This window comes from Halosimplex salinum (assembly GCF_003730195.1).
In the GTDB taxonomy this organism is placed as follows: Archaea; Halobacteriota; Halobacteria; order Halobacteriales; family Haloarculaceae; genus Halosimplex; species Halosimplex salinum.
This window is the reverse complement of sequence record NZ_QWGG01000003.1, coordinates 77,651-97,984: the sequence shown is the minus strand read 5'-3', so window position 1 is coordinate 97,984 and position 20,334 is coordinate 77,651. Positions and strand designations below refer to the sequence as shown.

General features: G+C 67.7%; 24 protein-coding genes. 14 read left to right on the top strand and 10 right to left on the bottom strand.

Annotated features, from left to right (window positions below; genetic code table 11):
* Positions 1-105: 105 nt before the first annotated feature.
* Positions 106-2,223, top strand: coding sequence for a hypothetical protein (locus D1409_RS08805; protein ID WP_123536197.1), 2,118 nt, complete (start codon positions 106-108; stop codon positions 2,221-2,223).
* A 2-nt stretch (positions 2,224-2,225) separates the two neighbouring features.
* Here the strand turns inward: D1409_RS08805 and D1409_RS24420 are convergent, their stop codons facing one another.
* A complete protein-coding gene (locus tag D1409_RS24420; RefSeq protein WP_164471616.1) occupies positions 2,226-2,366 on the bottom strand; it encodes a DUF7503 family protein in 141 nt (46 codons plus the stop codon).
* A 254-nt stretch (positions 2,367-2,620) separates the two neighbouring features.
* Here D1409_RS24420 and D1409_RS08800 point away from each other — a divergent pair, with 254 nt between their 5' ends.
* From D1409_RS08800 to D1409_RS08785, 4 genes are read left to right on the top strand one after another with little or no spacing between them, the layout of a single operon-like run.
* Positions 2,621-3,226 carry a DUF7504 family protein gene (locus D1409_RS08800; protein ID WP_123536195.1) on the top strand — a complete coding sequence of 202 codons (606 nt, stop codon included), beginning with the start codon at positions 2,621-2,623 and terminating at the stop codon, positions 3,224-3,226.
* A gap of 59 nt (positions 3,227-3,285) precedes the next feature.
* Entirely contained in the window at positions 3,286-3,930 is a 645-nt protein-coding gene (locus D1409_RS08795; protein ID WP_123536193.1) for a hypothetical protein, read from the top strand.
* 55 nt (positions 3,931-3,985) lie between these two features.
* Complete coding sequence (locus D1409_RS08790) at positions 3,986-4,279, top strand: DUF7130 family rubredoxin-like protein (protein ID WP_123536191.1); 294 nt, start codon at positions 3,986-3,988, stop codon at positions 4,277-4,279.
* Positions 4,280-4,288: 9 nt separating this feature from the next.
* Complete coding sequence (locus D1409_RS08785; RefSeq protein WP_123536189.1) at positions 4,289-5,179, top strand: ketopantoate reductase family protein; 891 nt, start codon at positions 4,289-4,291, stop codon at positions 5,177-5,179.
* Between the two features lie 12 nt (positions 5,180-5,191).
* On the opposite strand, the gene D1409_RS25195 is transcribed toward D1409_RS08785, so the two are convergent.
* Both D1409_RS25195 and D1409_RS08775 read right to left on the bottom strand, forming a co-directional pair.
* Positions 5,192-7,231, bottom strand: coding sequence for a flippase activity-associated protein Agl23 (locus D1409_RS25195; RefSeq protein WP_123536187.1), 2,040 nt, complete (start codon positions 7,229-7,231; stop codon positions 5,192-5,194).
* A gap of 81 nt (positions 7,232-7,312) precedes the next feature.
* Positions 7,313-7,561 (bottom strand): DUF7533 family protein, encoded by a 249-nt coding sequence (locus tag D1409_RS08775; protein WP_123536185.1) that lies wholly within the window; start codon positions 7,559-7,561, stop codon positions 7,313-7,315.
* Between the two features lie 131 nt (positions 7,562-7,692).
* Here D1409_RS08775 and D1409_RS08770 point away from each other — a divergent pair, with 131 nt between their 5' ends.
* Positions 7,693-8,346 carry a riboflavin synthase gene (locus D1409_RS08770; RefSeq protein ID WP_123536183.1) on the top strand — a complete coding sequence of 218 codons (654 nt, stop codon included), beginning with the start codon at positions 7,693-7,695 and terminating at the stop codon, positions 8,344-8,346.
* Between the two features lie 30 nt (positions 8,347-8,376).
* Here D1409_RS08770 and D1409_RS08765 read toward each other — a convergent pair whose 3' ends face one another.
* Positions 8,377-9,402 carry a PrsW family intramembrane metalloprotease gene (locus tag D1409_RS08765; RefSeq protein ID WP_123536181.1) on the bottom strand — a complete coding sequence of 342 codons (1,026 nt, stop codon included), beginning with the start codon at positions 9,400-9,402 and terminating at the stop codon, positions 8,377-8,379.
* A gap of 341 nt (positions 9,403-9,743) precedes the next feature.
* Between D1409_RS08765 and pdxT the strand changes: the two genes are divergently transcribed.
* The 3 genes from pdxT to hisE all read left to right on the top strand — a co-directional run bounded on the left by pdxT (position 9,744) and on the right by hisE (position 11,438).
* Positions 9,744-10,355, top strand: a complete 612-nt coding sequence (pdxT, locus tag D1409_RS08760; protein ID WP_123536179.1) for a pyridoxal 5'-phosphate synthase glutaminase subunit PdxT — start codon at positions 9,744-9,746, stop codon at positions 10,353-10,355.
* Positions 10,356-10,730: 375 nt separating this feature from the next.
* Complete coding sequence (locus D1409_RS08755) at positions 10,731-11,042, top strand: SHOCT domain-containing protein (RefSeq protein WP_164471615.1); 312 nt, start codon at positions 10,731-10,733, stop codon at positions 11,040-11,042.
* A 108-nt stretch (positions 11,043-11,150) separates the two neighbouring features.
* A complete protein-coding gene (hisE, locus tag D1409_RS08750; RefSeq protein WP_123536175.1) occupies positions 11,151-11,438 on the top strand; it encodes a phosphoribosyl-ATP diphosphatase in 288 nt (95 codons plus the stop codon).
* A 63-nt stretch (positions 11,439-11,501) separates the two neighbouring features.
* On the opposite strand, the gene D1409_RS08745 is transcribed toward hisE, so the two are convergent.
* The 4 genes from D1409_RS08745 to D1409_RS08730 form a co-directional block, all read right to left on the bottom strand.
* Positions 11,502-12,266, bottom strand: coding sequence for an SDR family NAD(P)-dependent oxidoreductase (locus D1409_RS08745; RefSeq protein ID WP_123536173.1), 765 nt, complete (start codon positions 12,264-12,266; stop codon positions 11,502-11,504).
* A 108-nt stretch (positions 12,267-12,374) separates the two neighbouring features.
* Positions 12,375-12,689 (bottom strand): ASCH domain-containing protein, encoded by a 315-nt coding sequence (locus D1409_RS08740; protein WP_123536171.1) that lies wholly within the window; start codon positions 12,687-12,689, stop codon positions 12,375-12,377.
* A 69-nt stretch (positions 12,690-12,758) separates the two neighbouring features.
* Positions 12,759-13,169 (bottom strand): hypothetical protein, encoded by a 411-nt coding sequence (locus tag D1409_RS08735; RefSeq protein WP_164471614.1) that lies wholly within the window; start codon positions 13,167-13,169, stop codon positions 12,759-12,761.
* 48 nt (positions 13,170-13,217) lie between these two features.
* Complete coding sequence (locus tag D1409_RS08730; RefSeq protein WP_123536168.1) at positions 13,218-13,583, bottom strand: DUF5518 domain-containing protein; 366 nt, start codon at positions 13,581-13,583, stop codon at positions 13,218-13,220.
* A 136-nt stretch (positions 13,584-13,719) separates the two neighbouring features.
* Here D1409_RS08730 and D1409_RS08725 point away from each other — a divergent pair, with 136 nt between their 5' ends.
* Complete coding sequence (locus tag D1409_RS08725) at positions 13,720-14,727, top strand: NOG1 family protein (RefSeq protein WP_123536166.1); 1,008 nt, start codon at positions 13,720-13,722, stop codon at positions 14,725-14,727.
* Positions 14,728-15,002: 275 nt separating this feature from the next.
* Here the strand turns inward: D1409_RS08725 and D1409_RS08720 are convergent, their stop codons facing one another.
* Together D1409_RS08720 and D1409_RS08715 are read right to left on the bottom strand one after the other, a co-directional pair.
* Entirely contained in the window at positions 15,003-15,758 is a 756-nt protein-coding gene (locus tag D1409_RS08720) for an SIMPL domain-containing protein (RefSeq protein ID WP_123536164.1), read from the bottom strand.
* Positions 15,759-15,898: 140 nt separating this feature from the next.
* A complete protein-coding gene (locus D1409_RS08715) occupies positions 15,899-17,182 on the bottom strand; it encodes a TIGR00341 family protein (RefSeq protein ID WP_123536162.1) in 1,284 nt (427 codons plus the stop codon).
* A 135-nt stretch (positions 17,183-17,317) separates the two neighbouring features.
* Between D1409_RS08715 and D1409_RS08710 the strand changes: the two genes are divergently transcribed.
* The 4 genes from D1409_RS08710 (at position 17,318) to D1409_RS08695 (ending at position 20,234) form a co-directional block, all read left to right on the top strand.
* On the top strand, positions 17,318-17,713 hold the full coding sequence (locus D1409_RS08710) for an Hsp20/alpha crystallin family protein (RefSeq protein WP_123536160.1): 396 nt from the start codon (positions 17,318-17,320) through the stop codon (positions 17,711-17,713).
* Positions 17,714-17,842: 129 nt separating this feature from the next.
* On the top strand, positions 17,843-18,229 hold the full coding sequence (locus D1409_RS08705) for an ArsR/SmtB family transcription factor (RefSeq protein ID WP_123536158.1): 387 nt from the start codon (positions 17,843-17,845) through the stop codon (positions 18,227-18,229).
* Between the two features lie 125 nt (positions 18,230-18,354).
* Positions 18,355-19,467: a pyridoxal-phosphate-dependent aminotransferase family protein gene (locus tag D1409_RS08700; RefSeq protein ID WP_123536156.1), complete on the top strand. Its 1,113-nt coding sequence runs from the start codon at positions 18,355-18,357 to the stop codon at positions 19,465-19,467.
* Between the two features lie 140 nt (positions 19,468-19,607).
* Positions 19,608-20,234, top strand: coding sequence for a nitroreductase family protein (locus D1409_RS08695; protein ID WP_123536154.1), 627 nt, complete (start codon positions 19,608-19,610; stop codon positions 20,232-20,234).
* Positions 20,235-20,334 lie beyond the last annotated feature (100 nt).

Genomic DNA, 20,334 nt, shown 5'->3' with positions numbered 1-20,334 from the left:
AGCTTTTTTCTCCGCACTGCGTTCCCACCTGTACTCACTCGCACAGGAACGGGCACGGGACCCATCGCAGCCCTGGACGAGGCCGGACGGAGGCCCTCTCACAGCATGAATATAGATCCGGACGCGACCAGACCGCAGATCCGCCGCCACCCGACGCGCGACGGCGTGCAGGTCGTCGACCCGATCCAGGAGACGCAGTTCGCCCTCCTGACACCCGAGCGTCCGACGGTCTCCGACTGCGACACCGAGCGGTTCTACTTCCCGGCCGACACCGGCGCGACCGTGTGGACGGACACGGTCGAGACGCCCTACTTCGTCCCGCTGTGGATCCGCGACGAGGAGGGGAACACCGTCGCCGAAGTCACGGACCAGGAGTCCGTGAGCGTCCCGCCGGGGAGATACAACGTCGAACTGGCGACGACGCAGGTGAAGCTACAGTTCGCTATCGACGGCGGAATCGACGTCTCCTCGATGGAAGACAGCGTCCGACTCTCGTTCTCGGAGACGGACCACCTGCACGTCGGCGCGCGTTCCGTCCACGAACAGCCGGCGGCCACCGTGACGACGACCGAGAGCGCCGACGACCTGATGGCCGCCCTCTCGACGCTCGGGTCCGCGCTGAAGACGACGAGTTGCGAGCGGTCCTTCCCGTCGCTGCGCGGACATCCACCGCTCGTCGAGCTGGGCGACGAACTCTCCGTACCGGAGGCCATCGAACCGCCGGACACGGGAGTCACCATCGAAGTTCCGCCGTTCGAGGAGTACATCTATCCGGTCGTCCCGCTGGTGTACTATCTCGGCGCCACGCTCGAATCCGGTCCGGCCCCCCGGATCGCAACCGACGAGTGGTCGTACCCGCTGGACGGCGACGACGGGTTCGAACCGGAAGTCGCCCGCGTGTTGAAACAGACTCTCCTCCTCGACTGCGTGACCCGAACGGAGGGGTACTACGGAGTTGACCTCTACGAACGGACAGAGCTCGAAACACGCCTCGACCTCGACTTCGCGGCCGTCTACGAACAGTCGTTGCCCGAGCAACTGCGGACGTATCTCGAACTCCCCTACGACTCGGTCTCGGAGGTCGTCCCCAAGTGGAAACTGACGGCCGACGTGCGGCCCGAGGCGACGAACGTCAGTGCGCTCCCCTTCCTCGCGAACGAACTCGCGATAGTGCGCTGTCCCGGGGTGCGCTCCATGGACGAGGAGGCGCTGGCCGACCTCTCCGAAGAGGTCGAGTCGTTCTTCCGAAACAACCCGCAGGCGCTCCGCCGGAGCACCCGCGCCGGGCCGACGCGCGCTTCCACCTCGACGACGGACACCGACATCTTCCGCCCGGAACCGGCCGACAGTATCGAGCAGGCGTACGTCGGCGAGGGATTACCCGTCGGCGCGAGCAAGATGACCGTCGACGCCTACTACCGCCGACTCGACTTCGAACCGTCGACCGATCCTCAGATCCGAGTGGCCGTCGTCTGTAACGACGAGGAGATGACCGACGAGAACGTCGTTTCGGAGATATACGGTACCCGCGACTGGATCGAGTTCGACATCTCCTTCCAGGACCAGTTGGGGACGATGGAGATGCGCGAGGTGCTCCAGTCCGAGGTCGATTTCCTGCACTACATCGGCCACGTCGACGAAGAGGGGATCCGCTGTACGGACGGCTACCTCGACACGCGCCACCTCTCGGACGTGAACGTTAGCGCGTTTCTGCTCAACGCCTGTGACTCCTACGAGCAAGGCCGCGGACTCGTCGACGCCGGCGCGATGGCCGGCATCGCGACGGTGACCGACATCGTCAACGAAGCGGCGACATCCGTCGGCCGGACGGCCGCGAAACTCCTCAATCAGGGGTTCTCGCTCGCCGCGACGGTGTCGATCATCAAGGAGTACGAACAGATCGGCCACCACTACCTCGTCGTCGGCGACGCGAGTGCGTCGATCGTGGAGAACCAGTCGGGAACGCCGCATCGGGTCATCGTAGACGAGCGCGATGACGACGAGTTCGAGGTGAACATATTCGGGTATCCGACACTCTCGTCCCCGATGGGTGCAATACTCTCTCCCCAGATTCAGGGGATAGATCGATTCTACCTCAATTCGGGGACCATGGAGGATTATGTTCTATCGAAGCAGAAACTCCTCGAATTCATCCACAAACAAGACCTTCCCGTCGACTTCGACGGTTCGTTACGGTGGAGCAGTAACGTTTCTGAAATCTAATTCTACGGACCGGTGAGCGTGTTCGCACTCCCGGCCGCCACCGTCCCTGCCTGCGAGAGCAGGAGCATCGCGGTGAACAGGGCGCCGATCCATTTGGGGTTCTCTTCGAGGAATTCGCGGACTTGAGCTGATTCTTGGCTCATTGCAACTGTTTATTCAGGCGGTTCGTGATTGAATTTATCTAAAAGTTAGAGATAAATTAACCGTTGTATTATCAGTATCTACGGGGGATAGAATAGAATGGGTATCTCAGGCCGTCACCGTCGCCATCTCGAACCTGGGTGGACGGAATCGCCCGACAGCGACGGATGTCAGAGAACGATAACACTAATTGTCGTGTGGGTCCGTAGTCGAGGTACCGATAGATGTCGAGAGATGCACACCGGGGGTGTCGGTAGTGGGCACGGGGACCGACAGAGCGTCGGAGATCGACGGTGCGACGACGGTGTTACTGCTGGCTCCGAACGTGCAGGACCGCTCGATGGACGCCTGTGCCCGGGCGCTCCGCGGGAGAAGCGGTCGTCTCGACCGAGTCGTCGCGGTGACCGTCACCGGGTCGGCGGCCGACTGGCTCTCGATGTGGGACCGGACCTCGACAGGGGAACCGAAACCGGTCACGTGCGTCGACGTCGACGGTGACACGCGTTCGGCGGCGAGTGTGTCGAGCGCCCCGTCGGGCGCCGTCGAGCGCGTCTCCGATCCGACCGACCTGGAGTCGCTGGGCCGACGGATCAGCGACGTGGTCCAGCGCGCCGACGAGACCGACGACCGCGTCGGTATCGCGATCCACTCGCTGACGGGGATGCTTCAACACGTCGACGACCAGACCGCGTTCAAGTTCGTCTACACGCTCGGGGAGGTCATCCGCCGGGTCGAGGGCACCGCGTTCTTCCACCTCGACCCCGCCGCTCACGACCAGGAGACGATAGAGACCTTCCGGATCGTCTGTGACGCGGTCGTCCACGCCGACCGCGGCCGGTCCGGGTTCCACCGCGGTCAGTGAGGAAAATCGATGGACGGGAAAGGGATGGCTCTTTATACTAACCTGCCGATCCGCCGATCATGACCTCGGCTCGGTATCTGGTGGTCGTCGCCGGTGCCGAGCCCGCCACCACCGACGCCCTGGCGACCGCGCTCCGCGACGACGGCACCGTTCGAACCGCCTACAGCACCGACGCCCTGCTCGAGAGCCTCGACGCCGAAGTCGACGTCGTCGTGGTCGATTCCGACCTCCCCGACGGCCCGCTGGGTCCGCTGCTCGCGGCCGTCCGGGAGCACGACCACGACTGTCAGGTGGGGGTTCTCGCCGAGCACGCGGCGGTACCGGAGGCGAGATCGGACGACGTCGACGCGGTCGTCCGTCGCGACGAGTCGGCGGTCCGCGAGTCCGTCGAGTGGCTGGCGACCCGGGCTCGATACCGACAGCGCCTCGACGAGTACTACGAACTCGCGGAGGAGCGGGCCACGCTCTCCGACGAGAGCGACGGTGAGGAACGCAAACGGCTCGACAGGGTGGAGCGACAGCTCGACGCGCTGCGCCGAGACCTCGCGGCCGGTTTCCGTCGACTCGACGACGAGTCAGTCTTCGACGCGGCGCTGTCGCCGCGCGACCGGTCACTGGAGAGCGACGACGCGGACGACGCAGACAGCGACGATGCAGACGACGCGGGCAGCGAGGACGCGGGCAGCGAGGACGACGACCGGTGACGTTCTCGCGCGGTCGCCACACACATTTATGCGTCAGTCGGGCGGATCGTCGGGTATGAGCGACACCGACGAGCGGGTCGACCTCGGCTTCGGGCAGGCGGTCTACGACGACGAGGGGATTCGACTGGGGACCGTCCGCGGCTTCGACGAACACGGGTTCTACGTGACGACCGACGAGGGGATCGGGGCGATGTCCGGCGAACACCTCGCGACGGGCGGCGCGGGCGAGGCCGAGCTGATGTGGCGCTGCTGGGACTGCGGCGAGATGGGTGACATCGAGGAACTCCCCGACTCGTGCCCGGCATGTGGCGCCGCGCGCGAGTCGATCTACTACTGGATCGAGGACTGACCGGCGCCAGTGCGTGTCCTCGTCTTCGGCGCCGGGAGCCTCGGGAGCCTCGTCGGCGGCCTGCTCGCGCGCGCCCACGACGTGACGCTCGTCGGTCGCGACCCACACGCCGAACGGGTTCGCGAGCGCGGGCTCCGCGTCGAGGGGGCCCACTCGTTTCGGGTCGAACCGGCCGCCACCACGACTGTCCCGGACGAACGCTTCGACCTCGCGCTCGTGACGGTGAAGGCGTTCGACACCGACGCGGCCGCGGAGGCGCTGAGCACCGCCGGCCTCGACGCGGTACTCTCCTTGCAGAACGGACTGGGGAACGAGAAACGACTGCGTGACGGGCTCGACTGTCCGGTGCTCGCGGGCACGTGTACCTACGGCGCCCGCCTGACGGGCCCCGGACGGGTCGAGTGCACCGGCCGCGGCGAGGTGGCGCTCGGCCCGCCCGAGGGCGGCCGGAGTTCGGCCGCCGACTCCGTGGGAACGGCGTTCCGGGCGGCGGGGGTCGAGACGACCGTCGCTGCGGACATGCCGCGACGGCTCTGGGAGAAACTGGCGGTCAACGTCGGGATCAACGGAGCGACTGCGCTCGCTCGTGTCGAGAACGGCGCGCTCGTCGACGGGCCGGCCAGCGAGACGGCACGGCGAGCGGCCGTCGAGACGGCGCGAGTCGCTCGCGAACGCGGTGTCGACCTGTCCGACGAGGCGGCGGCCGACGCGGTCGAACGGGTCGCCGAGGCGACGGCGGCCAATCGCTCGTCGATGCTGCAGGACGTGGAGTCGGGCGACCGAACCGAGGTCGACGCCATCCACGGCGCGGTCGTCGACCGGGCGGAGGGGGCGGTGCCGGTCACCGAGACGCTCGCGGCGTTGCTCCGAGCCTGGGAGCGCGATCGAGGACTGCGCTGAGGGGTCTGCCGGTCACCCGGTAGTGGCGTTTCCGGCGGGTGCGTCACTCCCCGGCGACCGGTCGGTGAAGAAGACGGCTTCGCTCCCGTACGTCCGCAGGCGGTGTTCTTCGGCGTCGTACCCCTCCAGCGCCGGCGCGAGGTTCGTCTCGAGCGAGTGGGGCGCGATGACCACGAGCGGGCCGACCTCCCCGTTCTGGAGGCGCTGGGCGGCCGTGTCGGCTTCCTGAACACAGTCGCCGGTCGCGCCGTACGCTTTGACGTACCACTGGACGGGCAGGACGTCGCTGATCGAGGTACACCGCGGTTCGATACCGGCGCTGCGGGGGCTGTCACGGACGTAGTTGTCCCCGACGAAGAGCACGTCCGTCCCGTCGTGGTCGGCGGCGTGTTCCTCCAGCACCCGCATGGACGGGCGGAAGTCGTCGGCCGGTTGCGCGTACTGGACGAGTTCGTTGTCCTCGCTGGCGGGGTCGAGGTACACGCCGCCGGCCATGGCGACGACCATGTAGCCGCCCACCAGCAGGAGGACGAACGCGGTGATGCCGAACCGGACCGACCCGGTGTGCAACGAGTCGCGTGCCTGGTCGACGACGTACGCGATGCCGACGCCCGCGGGGATTGTGAGCGGGACGAGCGCGTTGACGGCGATCCACGCGTTGGCGATGTCGGTCCCGAGCGGGTAGCCGAGGATCGACACGAAGCCCCAGTAGGCACAGAAGAGGACGACGGCGCGGGATCGCACCCGCCCGTAGCGCTCGGCGAGGAACCCGACGACGGACATCGCCACGAGCGCGAACGCGGCCTGTCCGATCGCCTGGAGCTCCTGTCCCAGGAAACAGAGGTAGGCGTCGATGATGTTGTCCTTCCGACAGCCGGCGTCGGTCGTCCCGCCGAACCAGTAGCTGTACCCCTCGACCACGTCGTCGAGCGTCCGGTCGAACAGTTCCGGGAACAGCGTGGGGTTGCCGACGGTCTGCCAGAAGCCGACGGCCGCCGTGTTGGGATCCCGGGGCGCGTAGAAGTACAGCGTCACCCCGAGGAAGAGGAAGAGTGCGACGGTGAAGTGCCAGATGAAGTCGGCGACGTAGTCGAACGTGGGGCGGCGGTCGACGTTCGAGACCCGGTCGGTGAGCCAGTCGAACCCGGAGCGGTCGCCGCCGGTCCGGAACAGCAACTGGTCGACGATCAGCGCCGTCGCGCCGACCCACACGAGCAGGTACACCGCGGCGTTCTCCTTCGCCGTGAACGCGAGCGCGACGAAGACGACAGCGCCGTGGACGTACCGGACGGACCGCTCGTCGTAGGCCCGGACGAGCAGGCCGAAGGCGACGAACGCGAACGCGGCGGCGAGGAGCGTACTCCGGAAGAACCGCGAGTAGTAGACCAGCAACGGGTTGAGCGAGAGGAAGAAGGCCGCACCGACGACCTCGTCGCGGTCCAGGTGCTCGCGGAAGAGGAGCGCCGACAGCGGCAGGAGCGCGCCGACGACGGCGACGAACAGGCGCATCGTGAAGTCGTTGGCGCCCAGCGCCCCGAAGAGGAACTTGTTGACGTGCTGGACGAGCGGCCCGTGGATGATGTAGCGATACTCGAACTGGCCGCTCTCGAGGAAGTACATCGCCCACCAGGCCACTCGGCCCTCGTCGTAGTGGGCGACGCGCGCACCCAGCAGGGCGAGCCGGACGAGGAACCCGGCCGCGACGAGGCCGAGGACCCATCGCGTCGTCTGGTCGAACCGGTCGAAGCGCGCGAAACGGCCGGACGGGCTCTCGGGAGACGCGTCGGGGTCGGACTTCGGACCGGACCCCTCGGTACCGCTGTCGAGGTCGGGTTCGGGGTCCGGGTCAGGGTCGGAATCAGGGCCGGGGCCAGGATCAGGGTCGGAATCAGGGCTGGGGTCAGGATCAGGGTCGGGGTCGGGCCCCGACGCGCCCTCGGTCTCGGGAGCCCGTTCGGCGTCGGCTCCGCGCTCGGACTCTGCGTCGGGACCCCTCTCGGCCCCGTCGCCGGACGCGGCGGGGGAGTCGGACTCGGGATCGGAGGGGCACATATCCGCCGTGTCACTTCCCCGTGATTTCAACGCTTGGATCTGTCCCGAGCGCGCGCGGACGCCTGTGCCCGGCCGCGCCGCTCACTCCTCGTCGTCGTCGGGCGACTTCACGACGGCGCCGACGGTCTTCTCGACGGCCGTCCCCGCCAGGTCGTCCGGCGTCGTGACGTACTCCTCGATGGCGATCATCAGGCCCGCCGCTACGAGCAGCGCGATCCCCCACGTCGTCCGCCCGCGAACCAGGATGAAATCGAGCCCTAGCAGCGCGACCGGGATCGCGAACACCAGCGTCGTCCCCAGCCCGAACAGCCCGAGGATACTCCGCGCCATACCCCGGATACCGCGCCGACCGGCAAAAGCCCCCCGTCTCGGCCGGCGGGCCGTCGCACTTCGGTCGGCCGTCGACCATACCGCATCTGGGAACGGTAACTCTTTTGTGACACATCTCCCAAGCGACGCGTATGTTCACCGGGATCGTCGAGGAGACGGGCGAGGTCGTCGAGGTAGAGGACACGGACGCCGGTCGTCGGCTCCGGATCGGGACCACCTTCGCGGACCTGACGGGCGGGCAGAGCGTCAGCGTGGACGGCGCCTGTCTCACCGTCGAGGAGTACGAACCGGGGGAGTGGTTCTCGGTGTTCCTCGCGGCGGAGACGCTGGACCGGACGACGTTCGACTCGGTCACGGCGGGGCAGGAGGTCAATCTCGAACGAGCGCTGGCGGCCGACGAGCGCTTCGACGGACACGTCGTCCAGGGGCACGTCGACGGGACCACCGAAGTCCTCGACGTCGAGCGGGTCGGCGAAGACTGGGCGTACACCTTCGCGTTACCGCCGGGACTCGAGCAGTACGTGGTCGAGAAGGGGTCGATCGCGCTCGACGGGATCAGTCTGACCGTCGCGAGACTCGACGAGGCGGCGGGGACGTTCTCGGTGGCGATCATCCCGACCACCTACCACGAGACGACGCTCTCGGACACGGAACCGGGCGAGGCGGTCCACGTGGAGGTGGACGTGTTCGCCAAGTACGTCGAGCGGATGCTCGGGATGGCGGAGCGAGACGGCGCCGACGCGGACGTGGACGCGGTGCGCGAAGCCCTCGGCGAGTACCGGTGACGGGCGCGGAGGCGGACCGGGAGGAACCGCTCAGGCGTCGAACTCGGTGAGTTCGGATTTCTTCGGCCCCGACTCCTCGTCGTGGGCCTCGTTGTACGCCCGCCGGTAGCGGGAGATCTTTCGAATGAGCAGGAGCCCGAAGATCCCGTCGTAGACGATGATGAAGCCGAAGAAGGCGACGAACCACGGGATCCCCGTCAGCGCCACGACGACCGAGGGGACGATACCCGAAAGGGTGTTGTAGAACGCGTGGACCAGCGCGGCGATCAGCAGGCCCTTGACCACGATCGGTCCGGCGCGGTCGGGGTTGAACTTCGCGAGTCCGAGGTAGTAGCCCGCGAACGCCGAGTAGATGACGTGGCCCGGACCGGCGAGGGCACGGACGGCCGTGATGCCGCTCCCCGCCGCCACGAGGTTGAGCGGGTCGCTGATGTCCGCCGTCTGGCCGGAGATGTAGATGGCGTTCTCGATCGTCGCGAAGCCCAGTCCGGCCACCGCGCCGTAGACGGCCCCGTCGACGACGGCGTCGAACTGCGGTTTGCGATAGGCGTACAGCCGGACAGCGAGCAGTTTGACCGTCTCCTCGCCGGGCCCGACGACGACGAAGAAGAAGGCGATCTGGGAGAGGAAACCGACGAAGCCGGTCGTCAGCCCCAGCCACTCGAGTCCCATGTTGGCGATTTCGTTGATGATGCCCGCGAAGCCCGCGAACAGCACCCCGAGGACGAACGTGCCGACGAGCAGTTCCAGCGGTTCCGACGTCGTCACGTCGGCGTACCAGACGTACGCCGCGAGCCCCAGCGCCGGGACAGCCGACAGCAGCGTGAACACGCCGATGATCGGGTCGGCCACCGCGCCGAGCCCGCCCAGCGCGAACTGCACGAAGAGGATGAACACGCCGAGCAGCACGACGAACACCCTCGCCGCGGAGACGCCGGTCGAGTAGAGACCGGCCGCCAGCCTGTCGAACACCGTCCGTACCTCCCAGGTCGACACCTCGTAGAGGTCCCGCCCGTCGTCGGCGTGCGCCTCCACCGGATCGCGGCTGTCTGGCATGGTCTCACCGTATGAGTCCCCCGTCCCTAACAGTTTGGCCGTGCTCCCGCCCGACGCGCCGCCGCACCGCGCCAGCCCGCCCCTTATATGACCTATGTTTGTCTTAATATCTCGTAGGTAACTGAGGGGTACGGTTATGCGTGTGAATCCGGGACACGGGGTAATGACACGAATCAGCGCGAGTCGCGGGATGCTGTACTCGGCGCCGCCGGGCGAAGACGCCGACGAGGACGAGACGGCCGAGGAATCGGCCGACGACTGAACGGTCCCGTGGACGGGGACTGGGCCGCGACACCTGCGGAGAGCGAGAGGTTTTTCGCCACGCGTCCGAAAGCGAGAGTATGACCATCAGGGCGGGCGTCGTCGCCGTGCAGGGCGACGTGAGCGAACACGCAGACGCCATCCGACGAGCCGCTGCCAGTCACGACGAGACCGCCGACGTCGTCGAGATCCGTCACTCCGGGGCCGTCCCCGACTGCGACATCCTCCTCCTGCCCGGCGGCGAGTCGACGACCATCTCGCGACTCCTCCGCGACGAGGGGATCGCCCCCGAGATAACCGAGCACGTCGCCGCCGGCAAACCCGTGTTGGCGACGTGTGCCGGTCTCATCGTCGCCTCGACGGACCCGAACGACGACCGCGTCGACTCGCTCGGACTGATCGACGTGACCGTCGAGCGCAACGCCTTCGGCCGACAGAAGGACAGTTTCGAGGCACCGCTCGACGTGACCGGCCTCGACGAGCCCTTCCCGGCCGTCTTCATCCGCGCACCGCTCATCGACTCCGTGGGCGACGCAGAGGTGCTGGCCGAGTGGGACGGGCGGCCCGTCGCTGTTCGGGACGGCCCAGTCGTCGGGACCTCGTTCCACCCGGAGTTGACCGACGACGCGCGGATTCACGACCTGGCGTTTTTTGAAAGCGAGGTCGCGAACGTAGTGAGCGACCTCGGATAGCGAGCGGGGAACGGAGTGACCCGCGAGCATGAGCGTGGCGCGAGCGTAGCGAGCGCCACGGTATCTCGAACGGCGAACGTAGTGAGCCGTGAGACGCGAGGTCGCGAATAGTGAGGGACCGTCGGTCCCTCAGACCATGCGAACGAGCGGCTTCGCCGCTCGTTCGCAGACGTAGTGAGCGACCTCGGATAGCGAGCGGGGAGTGCGCGGCGCGAGTGAAACGAGCGCCGCGAGGCGAGCGGGGAACGGAGTGACCCGCGAGCGAAGCGACCCGCGAGCATGAGCGTGGCGCTCGCGGGCCGTTCCCGGGGAGTGACAATCGCCGTCTGCCCTTTTGTTCGTGGTCGACCTCTGTTCACACGTACGGTGACACCCATGATCGAAACTATCACGCTCCTGTTCCAGCACGGTCAACATCACGGACCTCACCAGGGACCGATGGGACCGGTCGGTGGGGCCGGCGGCGCGGGCTTTGGCTTCGTCTGGGGGGTGCTTGGGGTTCTCCTCTCGGTCGTCCTCCTCGCCGCTGCCGTGTACCTGCTGGCAAGGCATCTGGGCGAGTCGCCCACGCCCCCTCGTACGGCCGACCCGACGACCGTTCTGGAACGGCGCTACGCACGCGGCGAGATCGACGACGCCGAGTTCGCCGAACGGCGGGCGAAGCTCACGGACCGCACGCAGTCCTGACAGGGTAAACGCCGCCTCACGGGCGGACTGCCCCGCTGGCTTCGCTCCCAGCCGTTCATCGAGCGCGAACCCGAGGGGACTTACCCGAGGCCGCCGACAGAGCGCGTAATGACCGACGACGTGCTAGAGGAGCTGTTCGCCGTCATCGAGGACCGCAAGGAGGAACTGCCCGAGGACTCCTACACAGCGTCGCTGTTCACGCACGAGAAAGGCGAGAACGCCGTCCTGGAGAAACTGGGCGAGGAGTCGACGGAGCTGCTGCTCGCCGCGAAGGACGACGACCGCGAGGAGATCGCCCACGAATCGGCCGACATCGTCTACCATCTGCTCGTCCTCCTCGCGATGAAGGACATGGACCTGGACGACCTGCGCGACGAACTAGCCGAGCGACGGTAGGGACCGGCGTTATCGGTCGCTGGACCGCTCGGACGTAGCGACTGGCGCGCGAGGCGAAAGCGACTACTCGTCGGGAGAGACGAACCGTTCGGTGCCCCGTCTGACGAGTGAGGGGAACCGCTGTGAGAGGTACAGCCCCACCCTGGTCTGCAAGTCCGCGGCGATGACCTCGTCGGTCGATTCGATCTTCCCGGCCAGTTTCCGGCCGACGGCAGCGGGGTCGCTCAGGAACGACTCCGGGTAGCCGAGTTCGGCCGTCGAACGGGTGTTCGTCAGGGGCGGGTGCATCAGTGTACAGGCGACGTTCTCGTGTCGCAGTTCCAGCCGCAGGGACCGGACGAGCGCCTCGATCGCGCCTTTCGTCGAAGCGTAGCCGGTGAGCCCGGGATGGCCGACGAGCCCCGCCCCCGAACTCACGTTGTGGACGATCCCCTCGCCGCGCGCTCTCATGTGCGGGAGGACGGCGTGGATCAGCCGGAGGTACCCGAAGTAGTTCACCTCGAACTCGCGTCTCGTGTCGGCGAGCGTCTGGTCTTCGAACGGCGCGAAGTTGAAGATCCCCGCGTTGTTGACGAGGATGTCGATCCGGTCCCACTCGGCCACGATCTCCTCGATCGCGGCCTCGACGTCGTCGTCCGCGGTCACGTCGCACTCGACAAAGCGGACGCTGTCGGGGCGGTCTCGCCGGAGCGACCTGACGTGCGCTCCGTCGACGTCGAGGCCGGCGACCCGGTACCCGCGCTCGACGAGCGGGGTGAGCATGTGATAGCCGATGCCCTCGTTCGCGCCGGTTATCACGACGACTCGGCCTCGCTCGCGCGATGACATAGCGTCGCAGCTACGGCCGAGACGGCAATGAACGCTGGGGTAGTGACGCCGTGACGGCCGATCGAACCAGTCTGAGCGTGCCCTCTCTCCGCTCGGGCCTACCGGGCCCTACGCCCGGGGTTCGAACCTGTGACGGACGACCTCGCTGTCGTCGTCCCACTCGAACTCGTCGTGGACGCGGTTCAGTCGCTCCTGGTACGCGTCCAGATCTGTAGACCCCTCGCGGCGTGCGTCCTCGTCGGTGAGGTCGCCCAGCGTTCGACGGGTAACGTCCGTCACTTCGAACGTCTGGCCGTCGATCTCGAAGGTGTCGCCCTCGTCGGCGTACCTGTGGCCGCGGTGCATCTGTGTGACCTCTCCGTCGGCGGCCATCTGCTGGACGTGGCCGTTCGGTAGAATCTCGCCCGCGTCGATCCGAGCCATACCGACGGTCGGGACGGGACCGGCAAAAGGGTGACTCCGTCGCTCGCTCCCGTCGTCCGTCCGCCGCGCTCAGTCCACGACGGCCGCGCCGACGACGCCGCCGAGGATACCGATCGGGACGAACACGAGCAACGAGACGGCGTAGACGAGCAGCGCGGTGAGCCCGAGGATCGGGCCGAGCGCCGCCACGCCGAAGGCCGCGGCGCCGACTCCCCGGACGGCGGCCGAACTCCCGAGGAGGGACGCGACGACCAGCACGAGAACGGTCAGCAGGGCCGCCAGTGCGGCGCCGACCGGCGGGGCGAGGACTGCCGCGAGACCGCCGGTGACCGCGCCGTCGCGGCGCTCGCCGACGACGACTCCGGCGACGAGCCCGCCCGCGAACGGCCCCAGCAGGACCACGTCGGTCGCGACCAGCAGGACGCCGAGAGTCACGACGTTCGCGGCGGTCGCCGCGACCAACGCTCTCGGACGAATCACACAGATGACGGGCCGCGGTCGCACTTAAATTGCGGGTGCGAGGGTCGTTCAGTCGGCGAGCACGGCGCCGACCGCGCCGCCGACCGCGCTGTCGAGGGCGAACACGAAGGCGATGACGAGGCCGACCACGACGACGCTCAGGCCGCCGAAGAGCCCGCCGAGGGGGCCACCGAGTGCGCCACCGAGCAGGCCGGCGATAGGTACTGTGAGAACGACGAGGACGATGCCGCCGAGCGCGCCGGCGAGGAGGCCGTGCCAGGCGCCGCTCCCGAGGCTGCCGCCGGAGAGGAAGCCGGCGACGAACCCGGCGATCAGACCGGCGCCGACGTGGCCGACGACTGGGACGAGGAAGGCGGCGAGTCCCGCGAGTATTCCGGCGACGAATCCCCAGACGACAGCACTCCAGTCGGTCATGCCGTGTGATAGGTCGGCGGGACTGATAGGCGTCTCCCCGGAAGCTGCCGGGTGTCGGTCGTTCGGCGCGTGCGGTTCTGTCACGGGCGAGTGCGAGTAAACGGCCTTTTACGCGGGGACCGTCTATCGGGGGGCAATGAGCCAACCGTTCGAGGACCTGCCGACGACGCCGACGTCCGAGGAGCTGGTGGACAAGGCGTTCTCGCGGGCCGCACGCGCGGGGCGGGCCAAGAGCGGCCACGACGCCCCGCTATCGATGCTACAGACCGCGTCGAACATCGCCTCCGACAACCTGGAGAACGTCGTCACCGACTGGCCGGACTTCGACGATCTGGACCCGTTCTACGAGGAACTCGCCGACGCCGTCATCGCGTCGAACACCACGGGCGACGAGACGCCCGACATCGGCGGCATCGACGCCGTTCGCCAGCACCTCTCGGAGATCAACTGGGCGAGCCGCAAGACGTCGGAGATCCGCGACGAGTACCAGGGGCGCATCGCCACCGGCGACATCGACACCGCCCGGAAGCTCCGCAAACAGGCCTTCGCCCGCATCGCCGACGTGGTCGAGGAGGTCGAGGACGACCTCGCGGCGGTCGGCGCGGCGCGCGACGACCTGAAGACCCTGCCCGACATCCGCCCCGACGAGCCGACCATCGTCGTCGCCGGCTACCCCAACGTCGGCAAGTCCACGTTCGTCAACTCGGTCACGAACGCCAGCAACGAGATCGCGTCCTACCCGTTCACGACCACCGAGATCCGCGTGGGCCACTTCGACGACGGCCACATCCGCTACCAGATCGTGGACACGCCGGGACTGCTCGACCGCGCGCCCGAGGAGCGCAACGACGTGGAGTCCCAGGCCGCGAGCGCCGTCAAGCACCTCGCCGACGCCGTCCTCGTCCTCGTCGACGCCAGCGGGGAGTGTGGCTATCCGCTCGACCTGCAACTCGCGCTCCGGGACGACATCGAAGCCCGCTTCGACGTGCCGGTCCTGACGGTCTGTAACAAGTCCGACCGCTCGCGCGACGTGGAAGCCGACCTCTACATGAGCGTCACCGAGGACGAGAACGTCCAGGACGTCCTCGACGCCGCCGTCGACGCCGTCGACTACGAACCGGAACTGCCCTACGAAGGCCAGTAACGGTAGAGCCCGTCGCATTTTCTCCGGCAGCTTCGACCGCGAGCGGCGGCGCTGTCCGAACGAGACGAACGCCACCGGCGAGCGGTGGTGGGAGGGCGGAGCGTCAGGGGGGACGATGGGCGCGTCAGGGGGAGGGACGAAGGTGCGTCAGGGGGAGGGACGAAGGTGCGTCAGGGGGAGGGACGAAGGTGCGTCAGGGGGAGGGACGAAGGTGCGTCAGGGGGACGAAGGGCCTGTCAGAGGCTGATTTTCGGTCGGTAACGCGGCCGATCCCGTCAGGATCCGACCTCGTAGACGACGGTGACGTCGGCGCTGACGGTGACCGGGCCGCTGTTGATGGAGGTCGACCCACCGGCGGCGTCGGCGACGGCGGCGCTCTCCAGGGAGTAGGGGCGGGAGTTGTACTCCGTGGTGGAGGCGCGCTGGAGGCCGGTGACGGTCAGGTCTTCGGCCTCGGCGATGGTGCCGGCCTCACTGCGGGCCGAATCCATGGCTTCGCTCAGTGCTTGCTGGCGGAGCTCTTCGCGCTTGTCGGCCGAGAGGGTGAACTGGATGCCGTCGACCTCGTTCGCGCCGTTGGTCACGGCCGTGTCGACGACTTCACCGACGCGGTCGGGGTCCTCGACGGTGATCGAGAAGGAGTGGATCGCGCGGTACTGGGGCTCGTCGCTGTCTCGCGCGCCGTAGCGGCGGTTCGTCGAGATGTCGTAGTACCCCGTCCGGATCTGACTCCCGTCGATACCGATCTCGTCGAGCGCGTCGCGCATCTGACTCGCGTTGGTCGAGAGGTGCTCGCGCACCGTCTCGATGTCGTCGCCCGTCGCGACGACGCCGACGCGGACGACCGCGCGGTCGGCCTCGGTCTGGACCTGACCGGAGGCACCGACCGTGATCGTGTCACTCATCTCCTGCTGTGCGGGCTGCTGGGCCTGTACCGGCGCGCCGCCGGACGCGAACGCGGTGGCGGCGCCTGCCGTCGCCATCAGCGCCGCGACGACGGCCACGCCGGCGAGTGCTACTCGTGAGTTCATGCGTCCCTCCCAACGACCCGGTATCAAATAGCGGTCACGTTAACTCAAACGCGTCTTTGATGGTCCGAAATCGGGCGTCCGACGCCCGCCCGACCGGGGCACTCCCGTGGTATCAGTCGGTCACGAATGACGAACGGCTGTCATGCGGAGTCGACGATGAGATACCGGACCTGCGTGCGGACCTCGCGATCGATGGCGCGTTCGACGCGTCTGTCGATCACGTTGGCCATCCGCGGGTGGTCCTGACTCTCGACGCCGAGCGTCACGGTGACCGCGACGGGGTGGCGGAGGATGAACTCGCCGGTCCGGTTGACCTCGATCGAGATCACCTCCGCCTCCACGCCGGATTCGTTGACGCCGGCGTTGACCGACTCCTGAATGCGCTCTTCGGTGGTCGCGCCGCGGAAGGAGTCGTAGGTGACGCCGCCGAGGAAGGCCGACAGCACGACGATGGCGGCGACGAGGATCCCGACGCGGCGGATGGTCGCGCCGCGGGCGTCGTCGAGCTGGAACCAGTTGGTCGGGCGGTAGCCGGTGTATCGGAGCACGACCAGCGCGGCGAGGTTGATAGACAACAGGTTCACGAGCACGAGGATCCCGGAGCCGAGCGACACCACGGGCTGGCCCCAGGCGATGCCGATACCGACCGTCGCGGCTGGCGGGATGAGCGCGACGGCGATCATCACGCCGACGATGGCGGAGGAGACCCCCGCTGTCAGCGAGAGCGCACCGGCGACGCCGGCTCCGAGCGCGACGACGAGCGAGAGGAAGTCGGGCGAGAGGCGGCTGTTGACCTCCGGGATCGCCGTCACGTCGGTGAACGGTGGTATCAGGTGGACCGTCTTGACGATCCACGCGAATGCAGCGGCGGCGGCGACCGAGACGAGTACGCCGATGGCCTGGAGTTTGACCCCCTCGGCGAACAGTTCGTCGTCGACGACGACCGTCCCGACGCTGGCGGCCATCGCCGGCCCGATGAGCGGCGCGATCACCATCGATCCGACGATGACGGCCGGCGAGTCGAGCAGGAGGCCCGCCGTCGCGATGACGGCGCTCACGACGGTCATCACGAGGTAGTTCGGCATCGACAGGAGGAGGTCTTCCGCGGCCGCCACGAGTTCCTCCCGGGCGATCCGTTCGGTGCTCTTCTCCTCGGCGTACCGCTCTTCGAGCTCGTCGAAGTCCTCCGACACGACCGTCTCCGCGTCCAGCACGACCGTGTAGGTGCTCTCGTCGATGCCGGCCGACCGGAGCGTGTCGAGCACCGGTTCGACGGCGTTGGTGGGGAGCGGGACGTACGCCACGGCGGCGTACTCCCGTGCGCTGGTCTCGTCAGTGATGATGTAGTCGATCTCCTCGTCGTCGAGCGCGCGCGTGACCGTCTCGCGCTTGCCCGTCGGGATCGTGATCTGAACGAGACGCACGTGCCACCGAACGACCAGGACGAACAAATACGCTGGGATCTCGGCGGTCCAGCGTCGATAGCGGGGGAACCCGTCGGACTCGCCGACGGATCCGCGAGCCGAAAGCTTTTGACGACGATTCACATAGCATCGGTCATGCGACGCGACGACCGCGACGACCCGTTCGACGAGTTCTTCCGGGAGATAGAGCGGATGATGAACGACGTGATGGACGACGCGCGCGCCCAGACGGGGCCCGGGGCCGGCGCGTCGGACCCCGCGAGCAGCGACGTCCACCTCGACGTCTACGAGGAGGACGACCGACTGCGGGTCGTCGCGGACATCCCCGGCGTGGACAAGCGCGACATCGACCTCCGGTGTGACGGCGAAGTCCTCACCCTCGACGCCGCCGGCGACGCCCGCGAGTACAACGAGCGCGTCCGCCTCCCGGCCCGCGTCGACGAGCACTCCGCCTCGGCGTCGTACAACAACGGCATCCTCGAGGTCACGTTCGACCGCGCCGGCGACTCGGCCAACATCGACCTGTCCTGACGCTCGCGCCGCGTCGTCCCCGCTCCGCGCGGGTCTCCCGACCACAGTCGCCCGTCTGTCGCCGTCACTCGCTTTTCTCGCCCGGGTCCGGCCACAAAGTACAGGAAACTCCCCCTCGGAGCAACCGGCATGACCCGTTCGGTCGACGACCCGGCCGACGCGTTCGCCGTGCTGGGCGACGAGACGCGCCTCGCCATCCTCCGGGCGCTGGCCGACGCCGACGAACCGCTCCCGTTCTCCCGACTCCGCGAGCGGGCCGGCGTGCGCGACTCCGGCCGCTTCAGCTACCACCTGCGCCGGCTCTGCGAGTACTTCGTCCGAGAGACCGACGAGGGGTACGAACTCGGACACACCGGCAGCCGCGTGGTGGCCGCGACGGCGGCCGCCGGTGGCGAGTCGAGCGCCGCGTCGGCGGCGACCGGCCCCGTCGAGTCCGACGAGTGCCCCGTCTGCGGCGCCGAGGACTGTGAGAAACTGTTCCACGTCCACCTCTCGCCGCCGTGGCGAGAGGGGTGATCGGTCCACGACGGTTCCTCCCCAGACGACCGGCGACTGTGTCGACTGGGTCGACGCTGTCGACCAGCCATCAAAACTACCATACCGTCTCGCGCCGAGCGTTCCGGTAGCAATCGGTGGTTTCCGTGCCCAAGAAACAGGAATACACAGGCGACTACGACGACAAGACGCTGTACATCCCCGGTCCGACCGAAGTCCGAGAGGACGTCATCGACGAGATGGCCCAGCCGATGTTCGGCCACCGGATGGATCGGATGACCGACCTCTACACGACCATCGTCGAGGACACGAAGGAGTTCCTCGGCACCGACAACGAGGTTATCATCCTCACCGCGTCCGGGACGGAGTTCTGGGAGGCGTCGACGCTCAACCTCGTCGACGAGAACATCCTCGTCCCGACCTGTGGGAGCTTCAGCGAGCGCCACGCCAACGTCGCCGAGCGACTCGGGAAGGACGTCGACCGCCTCGAGTACGACTGGGGCGAGGCGATCAAACCCGAGGACATCCGCGCCGAACTTGAGGAGAGCGACAAGCACTACGACGTGGTCGCGACGGTCATGAACGAGTCCTCGACCGGCGTCCGCAACCCCATCGAGGAGATCGGCGACGTCGTCGCGGAGTACCCGGACACGTACTTCGTCGTCGACGCTGTCTCCGCGCTGGGCGGCGACTACGTCGACATCGACGAGCACGACATCGACGTCATCTTCGCCTCCACCCAGAAGGCCTTCGCGATGCCGCCCGGCCTCGCCGTCTGCGTCGTCAGCGACGACGCCTACGAACGTGAACTCGAGAAGGACTCGGCGTCGTGGTACGGCGGCTTCCAGCGCACGCTCGACTACTACGACCGCAAGGGCCAGACCCACTCCACCCCTGCGATCCCGGTCATGCTCGCCTACCGCAAGCAGATGAAGTACATGCTCGAAGAGGGCCACCGCGCCCGCGACCAGCGCCACCAGGAGATGACCGAGTACGTCCACGACTGGGCCCGCGAGCACTTTGACCTGTTCGCAGAGGAGGGGTACCGTTCCCAGACGGTGTCCTGCATCGAGAACACGCAGGACATCGACGTGGCCGCGACCATCGAGGCCGTCTCCGAGGAGTACGACTTCGTCTTCTCCAACGGCTACGGCTCCCAACTCGGCGAGCAGACGTTCCGCATCGGCCACATGGGCGAACACGATCTGGAGAGCATCAGGGAACTCACCGACGCCATCGAAGACGTCGCCGACCTCTGAGTCGCCGACAGTCTCGACGCGACCCCTCCTTCTGACGTCGACCCCGGTCCGTGTGAACGGCCGCCCCGATGACACCGCCGTCACCCGGTAACACTCGTGTCAGATTCAGTATATATGTGTGGCGTTCGTAGTCGGTAGCGATGAGTCAGCAGACACCGACCCAGACAGACGACGGCCTGCGAGCGGACGTCGCAGAGCATCGTTCACCGGACCACGACGTCGATCCGATCTTCGTCAACCGGTGGTCGCCGCGCGCGATGACCGGTGAGTCGCTGCCCGAGTCCGAGTACCTGCCGCTGTTCGAGGCCGCCCGCTGGGCGCCGTCGGCGTTCAACAACCAGCACTGGCGGTTCGTCTACGCGACCCGCGAGGACGACGAGTTCGAGACGTTCGTCGACCTCCTGAACGAGGCGAACCAGGCGTGGGCCACGGACGCCGCTGTTCTCGTCGCCCTGTTCTCGAAGACCACCCTCGAACACAACGGCGAACCGGCCGCGACGCGCTCGTTCGACACCGGCGCGGCGTGGCAGAACCTCGCGCTGGAGGGGTCGCGCCGCGGCCTCGCCGTTCACCCGATGGCCGGGTTCGACTGGGGTCGCGCTCACGACGCTCTCGGCGTTCCCGAAGACGAGTTCGACGTCGAGGCGATGGTCGCCATCGGGGAACGCGCCGCCCCCGAGACCCTCCCCGAGGAGCTTCGGGAGCGCGAACAGCCGAGCGGTCGGAAGTCCGTCGAGGAGATCACGCACCGCGGCTCGTTCGAGTAGCGACCGACGGCTGATCCGGCGTCGATCCCGGGCGTGACGGATCGTTACAAAACCGGTGTACCGCGACGGGATGGACGAACACGTTCGGCCGCCCTGCCGA

Bases quoted from the DNA above. Each gene is read 5' to 3' on its own strand.
- D1409_RS08805 (WP_123536197.1), top strand. From the start codon at position 106: ATGAATATAGATCCGGACGCGACCAGACCGCAGATCCGCCGCCACCCG.
- D1409_RS08720 (WP_123536164.1), bottom strand. From the start codon at position 15,758: ATGAACTCACGAGTAGCACTCGCCGGCGTGGCCGTCGTCGCGGCGCTG.
- pdxT (WP_123536179.1), top strand. From the start codon at position 9,744: ATGACCATCAGGGCGGGCGTCGTCGCCGTGCAGGGCGACGTGAGCGAA.
- D1409_RS08695 (WP_123536154.1), top strand. From the start codon at position 19,608: ATGAGTCAGCAGACACCGACCCAGACAGACGACGGCCTGCGAGCGGAC.
- D1409_RS08795 (WP_123536193.1), top strand. From the start codon at position 3,286: ATGACCTCGGCTCGGTATCTGGTGGTCGTCGCCGGTGCCGAGCCCGCC.
- D1409_RS08740 (WP_123536171.1), bottom strand. From the start codon at position 12,689: ATGGCTCGGATCGACGCGGGCGAGATTCTACCGAACGGCCACGTCCAG.
- D1409_RS08765 (WP_123536181.1), bottom strand. From the start codon at position 9,402: ATGCCAGACAGCCGCGATCCGGTGGAGGCGCACGCCGACGACGGGCGG.
- D1409_RS08725 (WP_123536166.1), top strand. From the start codon at position 13,720: ATGAGCCAACCGTTCGAGGACCTGCCGACGACGCCGACGTCCGAGGAG.
- D1409_RS08710 (WP_123536160.1), top strand. From the start codon at position 17,318: ATGCGACGCGACGACCGCGACGACCCGTTCGACGAGTTCTTCCGGGAG.
- D1409_RS25195 (WP_123536187.1), bottom strand. From the start codon at position 7,231: ATGTGCCCCTCCGATCCCGAGTCCGACTCCCCCGCCGCGTCCGGCGAC.
- D1409_RS08790 (WP_123536191.1), top strand. From the start codon at position 3,986: ATGAGCGACACCGACGAGCGGGTCGACCTCGGCTTCGGGCAGGCGGTC.
- D1409_RS08745 (WP_123536173.1), bottom strand. From the start codon at position 12,266: ATGTCATCGCGCGAGCGAGGCCGAGTCGTCGTGATAACCGGCGCGAAC.
- D1409_RS24420 (WP_164471616.1), bottom strand. From the start codon at position 2,366: ATGAGCCAAGAATCAGCTCAAGTCCGCGAATTCCTCGAAGAGAACCCC.
- D1409_RS08755 (WP_164471615.1), top strand. From the start codon at position 10,731: ATGATCGAAACTATCACGCTCCTGTTCCAGCACGGTCAACATCACGGA.
- D1409_RS08705 (WP_123536158.1), top strand. From the start codon at position 17,843: ATGACCCGTTCGGTCGACGACCCGGCCGACGCGTTCGCCGTGCTGGGC.
- D1409_RS08730 (WP_123536168.1), bottom strand. From the start codon at position 13,583: ATGACCGACTGGAGTGCTGTCGTCTGGGGATTCGTCGCCGGAATACTC.
- hisE (WP_123536175.1), top strand. From the start codon at position 11,151: ATGACCGACGACGTGCTAGAGGAGCTGTTCGCCGTCATCGAGGACCGC.
- D1409_RS08770 (WP_123536183.1), top strand. From the start codon at position 7,693: ATGTTCACCGGGATCGTCGAGGAGACGGGCGAGGTCGTCGAGGTAGAG.
- D1409_RS08775 (WP_123536185.1), bottom strand. From the start codon at position 7,561: ATGGCGCGGAGTATCCTCGGGCTGTTCGGGCTGGGGACGACGCTGGTG.